The sequence below is a fragment of the Caulobacter sp. GW821-FHT10C03 genome (assembly GCF_059415485.1).
Genome location: NZ_JBWKNI010000007.1, coordinates 109,615 through 124,257 on the forward strand (window position 1 = coordinate 109,615; position 14,643 = coordinate 124,257).

General features: G+C 68.4%; 10 protein-coding genes and 1 tRNA gene. 2 read left to right on the plus strand and 9 right to left on the minus strand.

The features are described 5' to 3' along the window. Positions 1-45: 45 nt before the first annotated feature. From AC07NG_RS11555 to glmU, 7 genes are all read right to left on the minus strand, one after another. Complete coding sequence (locus AC07NG_RS11555) at positions 46-900, minus strand: alpha/beta hydrolase (protein WP_494594178.1); 855 nt, start codon at positions 898-900, stop codon at positions 46-48. Positions 901-973: 73 nt separating this feature from the next. Next, a complete protein-coding gene (locus AC07NG_RS11560; protein WP_494594180.1) occupies positions 974-2,764 on the minus strand; it encodes a long-chain-acyl-CoA synthetase in 1,791 nt (596 codons plus the stop codon). Positions 2,765-2,980: 216 nt separating this feature from the next. After that, positions 2,981-4,360, minus strand: a complete 1,380-nt coding sequence (locus AC07NG_RS11565; RefSeq protein ID WP_487291551.1) for a class II 3-deoxy-7-phosphoheptulonate synthase — start codon at positions 4,358-4,360, stop codon at positions 2,981-2,983. Between the two features lie 83 nt (positions 4,361-4,443). Then, on the minus strand, positions 4,444-5,688 hold the full coding sequence (locus AC07NG_RS11570; RefSeq protein WP_494594182.1) for an O-antigen ligase family protein: 1,245 nt from the start codon (positions 5,686-5,688) through the stop codon (positions 4,444-4,446). Then, positions 5,685-7,082 (minus strand): glutathione-disulfide reductase, encoded by a 1,398-nt coding sequence (gene gor, locus AC07NG_RS11575; RefSeq protein ID WP_494594184.1) that lies wholly within the window; start codon positions 7,080-7,082, stop codon positions 5,685-5,687. Before gor ends, AC07NG_RS11570 begins: the two co-directional genes overlap by 4 nt. Positions 7,083-7,133: 51 nt before the next feature. Further along, positions 7,134-7,814 (minus strand): ribose-5-phosphate isomerase RpiA, encoded by a 681-nt coding sequence (rpiA, locus tag AC07NG_RS11580; RefSeq protein ID WP_492854753.1) that lies wholly within the window; start codon positions 7,812-7,814, stop codon positions 7,134-7,136. After that, positions 7,811-9,193: a bifunctional UDP-N-acetylglucosamine diphosphorylase/glucosamine-1-phosphate N-acetyltransferase GlmU gene (glmU, locus tag AC07NG_RS11585; protein ID WP_494594186.1), complete on the minus strand. Its 1,383-nt coding sequence runs from the start codon at positions 9,191-9,193 to the stop codon at positions 7,811-7,813. The genes rpiA and glmU overlap by 4 nt, the downstream gene beginning before the upstream one ends. Positions 9,194-9,258: 65 nt before the next feature. On the opposite strand from glmU, the gene gph reads away from it, so the two are divergent. Then, positions 9,259-9,984, plus strand: coding sequence for a phosphoglycolate phosphatase (gph, locus tag AC07NG_RS11590; RefSeq protein ID WP_494594188.1), 726 nt, complete (start codon positions 9,259-9,261; stop codon positions 9,982-9,984). Positions 9,985-10,035: 51 nt separating this feature from the next. After that, positions 10,036-10,110: transfer RNA gene (locus tag AC07NG_RS11595), tRNA-Val, on the plus strand. A 519-nt stretch (positions 10,111-10,629) separates the two neighbouring features. On the opposite strand, the gene AC07NG_RS11600 is transcribed toward AC07NG_RS11595, so the two are convergent. Together AC07NG_RS11600 and AC07NG_RS11605 are read right to left on the minus strand one after the other, a co-directional pair. Further along, positions 10,630-13,482 (minus strand): TonB-dependent receptor plug domain-containing protein, encoded by a 2,853-nt coding sequence (locus AC07NG_RS11600; RefSeq protein WP_494594190.1) that lies wholly within the window; start codon positions 13,480-13,482, stop codon positions 10,630-10,632. A gap of 259 nt (positions 13,483-13,741) precedes the next feature. After that, positions 13,742-14,641 (minus strand): substrate-binding domain-containing protein, encoded by a 900-nt coding sequence (locus AC07NG_RS11605; protein WP_494594192.1) that lies wholly within the window; start codon positions 14,639-14,641, stop codon positions 13,742-13,744. Positions 14,642-14,643 lie beyond the last annotated feature (2 nt).

Genomic DNA, 14,643 nt, shown 5'->3' on the forward strand with positions numbered 1-14,643 from the left:
CGTTCAATCGCAGCGCAGCACGGCGCGGTGGATGGCTGCTGCCGATCAGGCCGCCGCCGCCTTCAGGAACGCCGTCATTCCCGCCAGCACCGGCGCCTTGTTTCGCAACGGCCGCGACAGGGCCAGCAGCGGGGCGGCGTGGTCGAGGCCGGGATAGACCTGCTCTTCCACGACGACGCCCGCCTCGCGCAGGGCCTTGGCCAGCTTGCGGGTGTTGCGCGGGCGGACGGTGGTGTCGGCCTCGCCGGTGGCCAGGAAAGCGGCCGGGGCATCGGCGCGGACGAAGCTGATCGGTTGGGTGGCCGGCAGATCGGGCGCCCCGCCGAAGGTGCGGGTGGAGATTTCCCCGTCCAGCGGCAGGAAGGCGTAGGGCCCCGAAAGGCCCGCGAAGGCCCTCACCGCGCCGGGATCGACGCCGGCGGCCTGAAGGTATCGGACGTCCAGCGCCAGCATGGCGGCGATATAGGCGCCGGCCGAATGACCGGCGAACAGCACGCGGGACGGATCCCCGCCCAGACCGGCGGCGTGGTCGACGGTCCAGCGCACGGCCAGGGCCGCGTCCTCCAGGAAGCTGGGGAACCGCACCTCGGGATAGAGCCGGTAGTCGGGCACGACGACGAGGAAGCCCTGGGCCGCCAGCGCCCGTCCGACCCAGCCGTATTCCGCGCGCCGGCCGGAGTTCCAGCCGCCGCCGTAGAAGAACACCAGCACCGGCGCGCCCTGGATCCCGCCCGGCGGGGCGTAGACGTCCAGCCGCTGGCGGGGATGCGCGCCATAGGCAGTCCCGCGCAGAGGAGACGTGGCCGCGTCCTTGGGCGTCAGGGTGGCGAACAGCGACAGCGGCGAGCAGGCCGAAGCCAAACTCGCCGCCAGGGTCGCAAGGCCCGTCCGGCGCGTCATTCGAAGATCCATGCCCGCATCCGTCCCTCGCGTTCGCAAGAGATACGGAAGCGGGAGGCGATCGGAGGCAAGGCTACAGCTTGAATCCGCCCGCGACGATCTTGGCGTGCACCGCCTTGGTGATCTTCACATAGCCCTTGCCGGGCTCGCGGAAGTACAGCGGATCCTTGATCTTGGCCGGGTCGAAGCCTTCCTGGACAAGGTCGATCTTGCGGTACTTGAAGGTGCCGGTGGTCTCGATCTCGGGCTGCAGGCGCACGAACACCGGACGGGCGTAGGCCGGCATCTCGCGGTCGACATATTCGGCCAGGTTTTCGATCTCGAACTCCGGGCCGACGACCAGCGAGGCCATGCCGGCCTTGCCGTCGAGGTCGCCCACCGGAACGCCGTAGACGTTGATCTCCTTGACGCCCGGGAAGCCGGCCAGGCGCTCGGACACTTCGCTGGTGGCGACGTTCTCGCCCTTCCAGCGGAAGGTGTCGCCGATGCGGTCGACGAAGTAGATGTAGCCGTCGCTGTCCTGGCGCATCAGGTCGCCGGTGCGGAACCAGGCGTCGCCCTTTTCGAAGACGTCGTGCAGCACCTTCTTCTCGGTGGCGGCCTTGTCGGCGTAGCCAGTGAAGTTGGAGCGGGCGTCGCTGGCGATGTGGCCGATGCACTCGCCGATCTCGCCGGGTTTTACCTCGACGCAGCAGCCGTTGGGGCCACGCACCGGGGTCTCGGTCTCGACGTCGAACTTGACGATGCGGATGTTGAACTTCTTGCGCAGATAGCCCGGCACCCGGCCGATGGCGCCGCGGCGGCCGTCGAAGTTGAACAGCGAGACGTTGCCTTCGGTCGCGCCGTAGAACTCGAGCACGCCGCCGACCTTGAAGCGGTCGAGCATGTCGTCCCAGACGTCGGGGCGCAGGCCGTTGCCGAAGATCAGGCGGATCTTGTGGGCGCGCTCGTACTCGTTCTCGGGCTGGTTTGCGAGGTAGCGGCACAGCTCGCCGATATAGACGAACATGGTGCACTTCTCGGCGACGATGTCGCTCCAGAAGTGGGTGGCCGAGAACTTCTTGCGCAGCACGATGCTGCCGCCGTTCAGCAGGCCAGCGCCCATGGCGCAGAGGCCGCCGGTGGCGTGATAGAGCGGCAGGGTGACGTAGATGCGGTCGCTCGCCCGCGAGTCCGTCGAGCCGGCGAAGCCGCGCATGTAGAGCTGGGCGCGCATGTGGGTGATGCGCGCGGCCTTGGGCAGGCCTGTGGTGCCGCTGGTGAAGATGTAAAGGGCGGTGTCCTTGGCGGTCAGGCCGCCGCGAGCGGTCTCGCGGTCCGGGCGCAGCTGGCTGCAGCTCTTGAGCGCGTTGACGAGGTCGCGCTGGTCGCCGTGGACCGGGCCCAGCACCCACTGCTGGATGTGACGGCCCAGCTGGTCCTTCACCTGCTCGAAGCAGGGCGAGGTCTCCGGGTCGACTATGCAGTGCAGCGCCTGGGAGATGTTGAGGCAGTGCGCCAGGGCGGCGCCCGTCAGTTGGTTATTGATGAGAGCGGTGGCGACGCCGACCTTCGAAAGGCCGTACCAGATCGCCAGGTACTCGATGCGGTTGGGCATGAAGAGGGCCACGGTCTGGCCTCGCGTGATCCCCTGCCCCTTCGCCCAGTGAGCGTAGCGGTTGGCGATGGCGTCGAGCTCGCCATAGGTGATCGTCTTGCCCTCGAAGGTGATCGCGGGGCTGGACTTCCACTTGTCGACGGCGGCCTCGAGGTCGTCGCAGATCAGGTTGTCGCTGTCCGGCGCTATCGAGTTCACGCGCTTCAGAGTGCGAGTCAGCCCCTTGAGGAACCGCCACTCCCGCTTCAACTTGGCCTGCAGACGCATAAATTCACTCCCTTCAAACAACCATTGGAGAGCGCCGGGCTAGCGGTCAAGTCGTTGGAAGGTCTTGCGTGTGCATCTGCGAAACGCAATCGCTCGCAGCGGCGAAATCGTCTCACATGCCGTAAGGGCACTATTGAAAGGGCCGCGTGGAACTGATCCACGCGGCCCCTTTGGTCTCGGATTCGAGCTTTCCCTTAGGGTCAGCTTGAACTGTGCTTAGCCGTTGGCGGCCTTGCGTTGGTCGTCGCGGGCGGCCTTCAGCTTTTCAGCCACCAGGAACGCCAGCTCCAGCGCCTGCTCGCCATTCAGACGCGGGTCGCAGTGGGTGTGGTAGCGGTCGGCCAGATCGGTCTCCGACACCGCACGGGCGCCGCCCAGGCATTCGGTGACGTTCTGGCCGGTCATCTCCAGGTGCACCCCGCCGGGGTGGACGCCTTCCGAATGGGCCACTTCCACGAAGCTCTTCACTTCGGAGAGGATGCGGTCGAACGGACGGGTCTTGTAGCCGGTCGAGGCCTTCAGCGTGTTGCCGTGCATCGGGTCGGTGGCCCAGACCACCGCGCGGCCGTCGGCCTTGGTGGCCTTCATCAGGCGCGGCAGGCGGTCGGCGATCTTGTCCGAACCGAAACGGCCGTAGAGGGTCAGACGGCCCGGCTCGTTGTTGGGGTTCAGCACGTCGATCAGGCGCAGGAGGTCGTCGCCCTCCATGGTCGGGCCGCACTTCAGGCCGATCGGGTTCTTCACGCCGCGCATGAACTCGATGTGGGCGCCGTCCAGCTGGCGGGTGCGCTCGCCGATCCACAGCAGGTGGGCGCTGGTGTCGTACCAGTCGCCCGAAGTGCTATCGACGCGGGTCATGGCTTCCTCGAAGCCCAGCAGCAGGGCCTCATGGCTGGTGAAGAACTCGACGCGCTTCAGGTCCGGCTGGGTGTCGGGCGTGACGCCGACGGCCGACATGAAGGTCAGGGCCTCGGAGATCTTCTCCGACAGTTCGCGGTAGCGCGCGCCCTGCGGGCTGTCGCCGACGAAGCCCAGGGTCCAGCGGTGGATGTTGTAGAGGTCGGCATAGCCGCCGCTGGCGAAGGCGCGCAGCAGGTTCAGGGTCGCCGCCGACTGGCCGTAGGCCTTCAGCAGGCGATCCGGGTCGGGAACGCGCTCGGCCTCGTTGAAGTCCATGCCGTTGATGATGTCGCCGCGATAGGACGGCAGGGTCACATCGTCGATCGTCTCGATCGGCTCGGAGCGCGGCTTGGCGAACTGGCCGGCGATGCGGCCCACCTTCACCACCGGCTTGCCGCCGGCGAAGGTCAGCACCACCGCCATCTGCAGGATCAGGCGGAAGGTGTCGCGGATGTTGTCGGCGTGGAATTCCTTGAAGCTCTCGGCGCAGTCGCCGCCCTGCAGCAGGAAGGCCCGGCCTTCGGCCACGTCGCCCAGCAGGCTCTTCAGACGGCGCGCCTCGCCGGCGAAGACCAGCGGCGGCATCTGGCGGAGGGTCTGCTCGACCCGCTCGACAGCGCCGGCGTCCGGATAATCCGTCGGCACGTGCTTGGCGGGTTTGGCTCTCCAGGTCGCGGGGGTCCACCGGGCGGTCATGATGTTCTCAAACGTTCTAAAGGGGAGCGCTGATAGCGCACCACGAGGGTAAAAGCAAAAATCATGCGGCGAAGCTGTATATTTTAGCCCAGCGGGGAAATTTCAACCAACCCGTCGCTGTATTCGCTGCTCGAACGACGCAGGGCGACGCAGGCGATGATGGCCAGGGCGCCGACGGCGATCCACCACTCCTGCCAGACCCCGAAGCTGAGCGCGCCGATGACCAGGTAGCTGACCAGGGCCGCGCCCGCCGTCGCCGCCGCGCCGCGATCGGTCTCGGCCGTGCGCGTCACGCCATAGGCCAGCCAGCAGAAGAAGGCGCCGGCCAGGGCCGCGCCGATCGCGCCGAGCTCGAGCCACAGCTGGAGCTGGGCGTTGTGGGTGTGCAGCGGGATGGCGTCGCCGAAGGTGCGGCTGGCGTCCAGACCCCATCCCCGGAACGGATGGGTCTGCACGTGGTCGGCGGCGAAGGCCCAGATGTTCAGGCGCGCGTCCCAGGACGGCGGCACCAGGACGTGCAGCCAGGCCCAGAAGCCGCTCTGGATGGCCCAGAGCACGGCGATCGGGGCCACCACGAACGGCAACGCCACGAACAGGGTCAGCGCCCGCCCGCCGAACTTGCCGCCGAACTTGATCAGCGCCCAGGTCACCAGTCCCGCCGCGAGCGCGACGAGGCAGGAGTCCGCGCTCGACAGCACCGAGGTGACGACCGCGCCGGCCAGCAGCAGCAGCACGGCCGCCGCCTTGCCGCGCCGCGCCAGCGCCGCGGCGGCCGGCCAGAACATCACCGCCAGCACGTAGCAGCCGATGCTGATCTTCACCTTGGCGACGTCCGGGCGCACCGGATCGCCGGTCAGGACGCGAAACTTCTGGAAGATCGCCGCGCCGGTCAGCGCATCTACGCCGATGACGATCGCCAGGGCCAGGACGCCGAACCCCATGACGGTCGCGGCGCGGTCGGCCGCGCGGCCCGACAGGCGGAAGGCCGCGCCCACCGCCGCGCCATAGAGCACAAGCTGCAGGACGAGCTTGGCGGCCGTCAGCTTCTCGATGTCGCCATACGCCTTCAGCGAACCGGGCGGTGGGGCGGCCGGGCTCCAGGCCATGCTCCACACGCCCCACAGGGCCAGCAACAGCAGGATGAAGGCCGGAGCGATCGGGGCGCGCGGACGGCCGATCACCGGCAGGGCCAATAGACCGACCAGGGACAGCAGAGGCGCGAAACCGAGCTGCGCGAGATAGCCCAGCAACGGGGTCATCACGAACAGGAAGATCATGACGCCGCCCAGCCACGGCGTCGGCTTCTCGGTCACGGCCGTCTGGTTCATACGCCGCCCACCTCGGCCGGAACGTACTTCTCGCGCATGGTCACCAGTTCCTCGGCCAGGGTCGGGTGGACAGCGCAGGTGCTGTCCCACTGCGGCTTGGTCACGCCCATCTTCACGGCGATGGCGGCCATCTGGATGATCTCGGGCGCGTCGGGACCGACCACGTGGACGCCGACGACCTGCTCGTTGTCCTGGCGGACGACCAGCTTCATCAGGCAGCGCTCCTGGCCGCCGTAGAAGGTCAGCTTCATCGGCCGGAAGACGGCGCGATAGATGTCGACCTTGCCGAAGGCGTGGCGGGCCTCGGCCTCGCTCATGCCCACCGCGCCGATCGGCGGTTGCGAGAACACGGCCGAGGCGACGAGGTCGTGGTCGAAGGTGGTCGGATTGCCGTAGAACTCGGTCTGGGCGAAGGCCGCGCCTTCGCGGATCGCCACCGGCGTCAGGTTGATGCGGTCGGTGACGTCGCCGACGGCCCAGATGCTGTCGACATTGGTCTTCGAATGGGCGTCGACGGCGATGGCGCCCTTGTCGTTCAGCTTCACCCCGGCGTTCTCGAGGCCCAGCCCCTCGACATAGGGGTCGCGGCCGGTGGCGAAGAGCACCACGTCGCTCTCGAAGGTCAGGTTGTTGTTGAAGGTGCTGACGAGGCCGGCGTCGGTCTTTTCGATCGACTTGTGCGAGCAGCCCAGCACCACCTTGACGCCGCGCTTCTCCATCTCGTCGGCGAGATGGGCGCGAACGTCGTCGTCGAAGCCGCGCAGGATGTTGGAGCCGCGGTAGCAGAGCGTGGTCTCGACACCGAGGCCGGCATAGATGCCGGCGAACTCGACGGCGATGTAACCGCCGCCGACCACCAGCACCCGCTTGGGCAGGGTCGGCAGGTGGAAAGCCTCGTCCGAGGTGATGCCGTGCTCGGCCCCCTCGAACGCCGGACGCACCGGGCGGCCGCCCGTGGCCACCAGGATCCGCCTGGCGGTGTAGCGGCCGGCGTCGCCTTCGGAGCCTTCCTTGGGCAGCACCTCGACGGTGTGGGCGTCGAGGATGCGGGCCTTGCCGTGCAGCAGGTGGGCGCCGGCCTTGCGCAGGTTGGTGACGTAGATGCCCGACAGCCGCGCGATCTCGACGTCCTTGTCGTGCAGGAAGGTCTTCCAGTCGAAGCTGGCCTGCCCGACCGTCCAGCCGTAGCCCTTGGCGGTCTTCAGCTGGCTGGAGACCTCGCTGGCGTAGACCATGAACTTCTTGGGCACGCAGCCGCGCACCACGCAGGTGCCGCCGACCCGGTATTCCTCGGCCACGGCCACCTTGGCGCCCGACAGGGCCGCCAGCCGCGCGGCGCGCACGCCGCCCGAACCGGCGCCGATGACGAAGAGGTCGAAGTCGTACTCAGCCATCATCGGCTCCGGATCAAAGCGAACTGGAAACAGCGGGATCGGGATATGGGATCAAGGCAGAAGCTTGACCACCCCTTCGTCGGTCCCGATCAGGGCCTCGTCGGCCAAGTCGAGGAACAGGCCGTGGTCGACGACGCCGGTGACGGTCTTCAGCGCCGCCGCCAGGGCGGCCGGGTCGGGGATCGCGCCCGAGGCCATGTCGTAGATCACGTTGCCGCCGTCGGTGGCGACGACGCCGCGGTCGGCCATGCGCAGACGCGGGGGCGGCAGGTCGAACTCGGCGGCGATGTCGGCCAGTCGGTAACCGGTGTGAGGATGGCCGAAGCGCACCACCTCGATCGGCAGCGGGAACTTGCCCAGCACCTTCACGTGCTTGGCGGCGTCGGCGATGACGACGCAGCGGCTGGAGGCTTCCCAGACCAGCTTCTCGCGCAGCAGGGCCGCGCCGCCGCCCTTGATCAGGGACAGGCCCGGGCCGATCTCGTCGGCGCCGTCGACGGTGAGGTCGATCGTCTTGACGTCGTCCAGCGCCACCAGCGTGATGCCGAGCTCGCGGGCGAGGCTGGCGGTGGCTTCCGAGGTCGGCACGCCGCGGATGTCGAGCTTGCGGGCGGCCAGGGCCTTGACGAACCAAGCGGCGGTCGAGCCGGTGCCCAGGCCCACGACCATGCCGGATTCAACCAGCTGCGCGGCCGCTTCGCCCGAAATTCTCTTCTGGTCGTCGGCGCTCATGCCTTCTTGTCCTTCTTGGCCTGTTTCAGGGCGCGGAACCTGGCCGCCCACCCGGTCTTGTTGGCTTGCGGGGCGCGGCTGAGCGCCAGGTCGCCGGCGGGAACGTCGGCGGTGATCACCGAGCCCGAGCCGGTCATGGCCCCGTCGCCGATCCGCACCGGCGCGACGAGGGCCGAGTTGGAGCCGATGAAGGCGCCCGCGCCGACATGGGTCTCGAACTTCTCGAAGCCGTCGTAGTTGCAGAAGATCGTGCCGGCCCCGATGTTGGCCTTCGGGCCAACCGAGCCGTCGCCCAGATAAGTCAGATGGTTGGCCTTGGCGCCGGCCCCGACCTTGACCTTCTTGACCTCGACGAAGTTGCCGATGTGGGCCTCGGGGCCGATCTCGGCTCCCGGCCGCAGGCGGGCGTAGGGACCGATCAGGGCGCCCTCCCCGACCGACGCGCCTTCCAGGTGGCTGAAAGCCTTGATCACCGCGCCGGAAGCGACGCTGACGCCCGCGCCGAACACCACGAACTGTTCGACCGTGACGCCGGCGGCGATCGCCGTGTCCCACGACAGGTGGACGGTCTCGGGCGCGGGCATGGTCACGCCCTCGGCCATCAGGACGGCGCGGCGGCCGGCCTGCCAGACGGCCTCGGCGGCGGCCAACTCGGCCTGGGAATTGACGCCCTGCACGGCGGCCTCGGGCGCGAAGGCGGCGCGGGTGGCCAGCTTGCGGTCATGGGCGATGCCGACGATGTCGGTCAGATAGTATTCGCCCTTGGCGTTGTCGTTGCCGACGGCTGCCAGCAGGTCGAACAGCTGGGCGCGGTCGGCGGCCAGCACGCCGGAATTGCAGTGCTTGAGGGCCAGGACGGCCGGCTCGGCGTCCTTGGCCTCGACGATGCGCAACAGCACGTGGCCCGGGGCCAGCACCAGGCGGCCGTAGGCGCCGGGATCGGCGGCCTCGAAGCCCAGCACGGCGACGTCGGTCCCGGCGGCGCGCAGGTCGAACAGCGGCGCGATCACCGGGGCGTTCAGCAGCGGGCAGTCGGCATAGGTGACGACCACGTCGCCGTCGAAATCTGCCAGGGCGTCCTTGGCCGCCAGTACGGCGTGGCCAGTGCCCAGCGGCGGATCCTGCACGACGGTGGCGTTCGGGCCAAGGCGCTTGCGGGCGTGCTCGCCGACCTGTGGGCTGTGCGCGCCCACGACCACCACGATGCGCTCGCAGCCCAGGGCCTGCGCGGCGTCGATGGCGTGGTCGAGCATCGGCCGGCCGCCGACCTTGTGCAGCACCTTGGGCGTCGGCGACTTCATCCGGGTGCCCTGGCCGGCGGCCAGGATCACCGCCGCGCGCGGACGGCCACTGCCGTGGGATGAGGTGGTCGTAGTCATGACCAGAGCGACTCCGAAGCGAACCAAAGTTGCATTAGCCGCGCCTTTAGCCGAAAGGCCAGAGCATGTCTCTTCCGCACGCCCACGAAACCGCCCTTCGGGACGCAACCATCGCCTTCGACCTCGACGGCACCCTGGTCGACACCGCGCCGGACCTGGTGGGCGCGCTGAACACCATCCTCGCCGAGGAGGGCCTGCCCGCCCTGCCCTTCGACGACGTGCGCAAGATGGTCGGCCGCGGGGCCAAGGCGCTGCTGGAACGAGGCTTCGCCGCCGCCGGCGCGCCGCTGGACGCCGAGCGCGCGCCCCGGCTGGTCGAGCGCTTCATCGCCATCTATCTGGGCCGCATCGCCCACGAGAGCGCGCCGTTCGAGGGCGTGGTCGAGGTGCTCACCGACCTGAAGGCCGCCGGCGCGCGCCTGGTGGTCTGCACCAACAAGCTGACCCACCTGTCGGTCGCCCTGCTGGACGCCGTCGACCTGACCCGATTCTTCGACGCCGTGGTCGGCGCCGACGACGCCCCCGCCCCCAAGCCCGACCCACGCCACGTGCTGGCAGCCATCGCCGCGGTCGGCGGCGATCCCACTCGGGCGGTGATGGTCGGCGACAGCATCAACGACGTCCTGAGCGCCAAGGCCGCGAACGTGCCGGCCCTGCTGGTCTCGTTCGGCTACACCGAGGCCCCGGTCGAGACCCTCGGCGGAGATCTGTTGATAGATCGCTTTTCCGAGGTCCCCGAGGCCGCAATCTCGCTTTTGGGCTCTTGCGGCGCGGAAAAGAGCGGTCTATAGCCCCCTTCCTCTCGCGGCGGGGACTTCTTCGGAAGGCCCAGCCCACCCGGCGGATGCTTAGCTCAGCGGGAGAGCACCTCGTTCACACCGAGGGGGTCGCAGGTTCAATCCCTGCAGCATCCACCATTTTCCTTCTTTAAATCCAATGCGGTAGCAAACGCCGGCCGGCCATTCGGCCAGCTCTGCGTAAGATGCTCCGCACGGCTTCAACGCGTCCCCTGCCGGCGCGCTGAACGAAACCCGAGGACGGCGCCCTGGCCGCGCCCTCGCATGGATGGGCGCCCGCACCGCCGTGACGCGGCCCGCATATTAGTTTGTCGTTCGGCGCGATAAGTTTCGCGCACGGCCGGGGTCCTCGCCGCCCCGCCCCGTTGCTTCGCCAGCGCCTTCCGCGCCTACTCGCGAAAAATACGAGGGTTGGAAGTGTCCAGGTCAATTGCCGCGACGGCGCCGCGCGCCTCGGTTTCCACGCGTTCGCCGGCGCAGAAGCCCCCTCGCCCGCAAGCCGCGCGCCCGGCGTCCGCCTGGACGCTCATGCTGGCCTCGGCCGCCTTCTGGTTCGAGGGCCATCCGGTCGGCTGACCTCTCGCCATAGACCACGACGTGAAACGGCCGGAGACGCTCTCCGGCCGTTTCCGCTTGTCGCTACATCTTCAGCCGCGCGCCGATCGTGAAATAGCGGCCCATGACGTCGTCGCCGATGGCGTAGCCGTCGCGCAGGCCCGCCCGCGTGCCGTTGAGGGCGTAGGCCCCGGGCGGCGGATCGGCGTCGAACAGGTTCTGGACGTTGAAGAAGAAGTCCGTCCGCCCGGCTCGGGTGTCGGCCTGATAGGTCAGGGTCAGGCTTGTGGTGGCGAAGGAGGCGATCTTGTTGTTCGCCCAGATCTGCGACGGGTCGCCGCCCAGCTTCATGTCGTCGCGCCAGCGCTGCATGACGTCGACCGTCAGGTTCTCCAGCGGCTGGAAGCGGGCCAGCGCCGTCAGGCGCAGCGATGGGCCGGCGGCGGCCCCCAGCGGGCCGAAGGCGACCCCGCCCTGGTCGGTGGTCGTGACCCCCGGCTGGCGGTAGTAGACGTGCGGCTGGAAGGCCGCCAGGAAGCGCAGCGAGGCGGGCCGCTCGAAAGCCGTCGTGGCGTAGTTGACCTCCAGGTCCGCGCCCCAGGTCTCGACCTGGGCGATGTTGTAGTACTTGGTGTACCAGCGCTGCACGACGTTGGAGGCGCTCTTGTCGGCATAGCCGTTGAGGCGGTCCTGCAAGGCGCAGAACGGCGAGGTCCCGCCGCTGTCGTAGCAGGCCCGCTGATAGGCGGCCGTGGCGCCGTTCACCTGGGTGACCGCGTCCTTGACGGTGATGTGGTAGGCGTCCAGCGCCACCGAGAAGCGCGGGATCGGGCTCCAGACCACGCCGAGCGTGGCGGTGTCGCCGATCTCGGCCTTGAGGTCGGGGTTGGACAGATCGACCGAGGCCACCGTCGGGCTGAGCGTCGTCAGCAGATCCTGGGTGCTGACGGGCACCGAATTGACCGGGGCGAACAGCTCGTAGAGCGTCGGCGCACGGATGTCGCGCGAACGGGTACCGCGTAGGCGCACGGTGTCGTTCAGACGCCAGTCGAGGCCCAGCTTCCAGGTCCAGTAGTCGCCGCTGGTGTCGTAGCTGGTGAAGCGGGCCGCACCGTTGATGCTGAGCGCGCGCATCAGGGGCAGGTCCTTGACCAACGGCACGTCGGCTTCGAGCGCGGCCTCCTTGACGGTCTGGCTGACCTTGGGGCTGCTGGCGAAGGTCTGGGTCCACAGGGCCGAACCGGCGGTGCAATTGTAGCGGATGCCCGTGCAGTTCACGACGTCGGACGGCAGAGCGTCGCTGGAGGACTCGAAGCTCAGCTTGCGCCACTCGCCCGACAAGGCCAGGCCCACGGGGCCGGCCCAGGTGCTGAACGGCGAGCCGTCGATGTGGCCCGACACCGAGTCCATCACCGTGCGCGCGGTATAGTGGGTCTCCTGGAAGACGTAGTCGATGGCCTCGGCGCTGGCGGCGGTGGGGCCGAAGACGTTCAGCGGCGCGCAACCCTGGGCCAGGCTAGGATTGGTCAGGGCGATGTTGCAGACGATCTTGCCGCTGGACGGGTCGACGACGGCGTCCAGAGCGGCGGCCAGGCGCTGGTTGTTGAGGTTGTTGGCCAGGGTCGTGCCCAGGCGCGTCTGGCCATGGGTGAAGTCGACGCCCCACTTGTAGTCGCCGAGCGAACCGTTCAGCCCGCCCATGTAGATCCACTGCCGTGACTTCGAGCGCGCTTCCAACCTGCCGCCGCTGCTCATCAGTTCGCTAAGCCGGAAGGTCGACTGGTTCGCGCCGGCCAACTGCGCCTGGTAGGTCGGCGACAGGAAGGCGTTGGTCGAGCTGAGCGTGACGTTGGTCAGCCGGACGTAGTCGGAATAGTTGGCGTTGGTCTTGAGGTTGCCGCCGACCTGCAGATAGCCGTGGACGTTGTCGGTGAGGTCGTAGTCGACGCGGCCGAACAGCTGGTGGCCCTTCATCGGCGCCAGCAGCGAGGAGTCGTAGTAGCCGCCGTCGCCGCCGACCTGGAGGGCGGACGAGCCGGTGGCGGTCCCCGGGACGAAGGCCCGCAGGGTCCCGTTCGTGGCGAAGGTCTGACCCGACAGCGCGCCGCTGGTGATCAGGCCGCCGAACGGGAAGCCAGCCTGACGCAGATCGCTGTAGAGCACATAGGGATTGGCCGCCGTGCCGGCTCCGGCCACGCCCCAGACGTTCATCCAGTCGCGGTCGGAGCGGTAGGCGATGCCCTTCTCGTCGCGATACTCGTAGCTGGCCTCGACATGGCCACGACCGCCGGCGAAGCGGGTTCCGGCGGCGACGCCGACATCGACCTTCTCGCCGTCGCCCTGCTGGGAGACGCCGGCCTGGGCCAGCATCTTCAGGCCCTCGAACTTCTTGTCGACGATGTAGTTCACGACGCCGGTGACGGCGTCGGAGCCATAGACCGCCGAGACGCCGCCGGTGACGGTGTCGACCCGCTGCACCAGCATCTGCGGGATCAGATCCACGTCGACGACGCCGTTCAGCAAGGTCGGCGGCACGCGCAGGCCGTCCAGCAGGATCAGGGTGCGGTTGGCGCCGATGTTGCGCAGGTTCAGCTGGTTGGCCGAGGCGTTGCCGGCCCCGACGCTGCCGGTCGAAGTCGGATTGACCCCCGCCCCGCGCGAACCGGCGAACACCGGCAGGACGTTCAGAGCCTCGGCCAGACTGCCGGGGGCTGCGCGCAGGACGTCGTCGGTCTGGACGACGGTGACGGGCGACGGGCTGGCGTCGCCGTTGCGGATGACGCGCGAGCCGGTGACGACCACGGCGTCGACCGTGGTCTCCACGGTTTCGCCGGCGGGCGGCGTTTCGGGCGGATTGGTCTGGGCGAAGGCCGAAGTGGCGAGCGCAAGCGCGCTGGCCCCGGCCAGAAAGACGGCGGTCCTTCCGAGGTTCTTCATCGTTCCCTCCACGCCGTATCCGCTGCCCGGTCGGCCTGTTCTTATGGTTCGCCGCGTTCATTGACGCAGCGTCAGGAGGATGACGCGCCTTCGCCTCGCCCGATGATTGCTTTACCGGACAGGCCTATTCATTTTTCACCGCCGCGACCGGCCGGAATCTCAAGAAATATTCTGTGACGACTTCACAACGACGAACGCCGACGCGTCCGGGCCGCGAGGTCCGGGCGCGCCGGCGTCGAAGCAACCGAGATGATCTGGATCAGGCGCCGAGGCTGGCGGTGAGGTCGTCGAACAGTTCGTCGACCGACAGCTTGCGCGGGATGATCTTCTGGTCGAAGGCCCAGTCGATGGCCAATTGCAGGCCCTTGCGGTTGGCCTCCAGACCGAACGGCGGATAGACGGCCGGCGGGCCGCCCTCGGTCAGGGCGCGGCTCTCGACGATCATCCGGTAGATCTCGCGAACCACGTCAGGGCGCTGCTTGGCGACATCCTCGTGGACCACGAAGATGTGGTTGATCGGCACGACCTGCTCGCGCTCGAACCAGGCCTTGGCGGCGTTGAACGGGTCCGGCACCAGGTACTGCACGCGCGGATCCTTGGGCAGGTCGACGCCTTGCAGGGTGGCGGCCAACTGCCCGTCCAGCATCATCTGACCGATGTCCGAGCCCTTGGGCAGGCGCACGCAGTTGGCGGGATCGCTGTATTCCTCCAGGTGGCCGTCGCCGGTGGTGCGCCAGGTGACCTTGTCGAGATCGACGCCGTATTCGTGCTGGAGCACGCCGCGGATCCACAGGCCGGTGGTCTGGGCGTAGGTGCGCACGCCCACTTCCCTGCCCTCGATGTCCTTGGGGTCGAGGTGGCCGAGCTCCTTGTTGAAGCCGGCGCAGTGGTGCTGGAAGCGGCCCGAGATCGGGGCCGGCAGCAGCAAGTAGGGCTTCCCGTAGCACTTGGCCTGCAGGTAGGTGACGATCGCCAGCTCGCCGGCGTCGTACTGGTTGCGGCGGACCATGTCCTTGAAGCCGTTGTGGGCCTGTTCGGGGCCACAGAAATCCAGGGTGACGATTTCGGACGTCACCCGGCCGTCCTTCATGGCCTTGGTCACCGGATAGTCGGCCAGGTTGGTCTTCAGAGTCAGCACTTCGGCCGCAACGTCGCTCATGA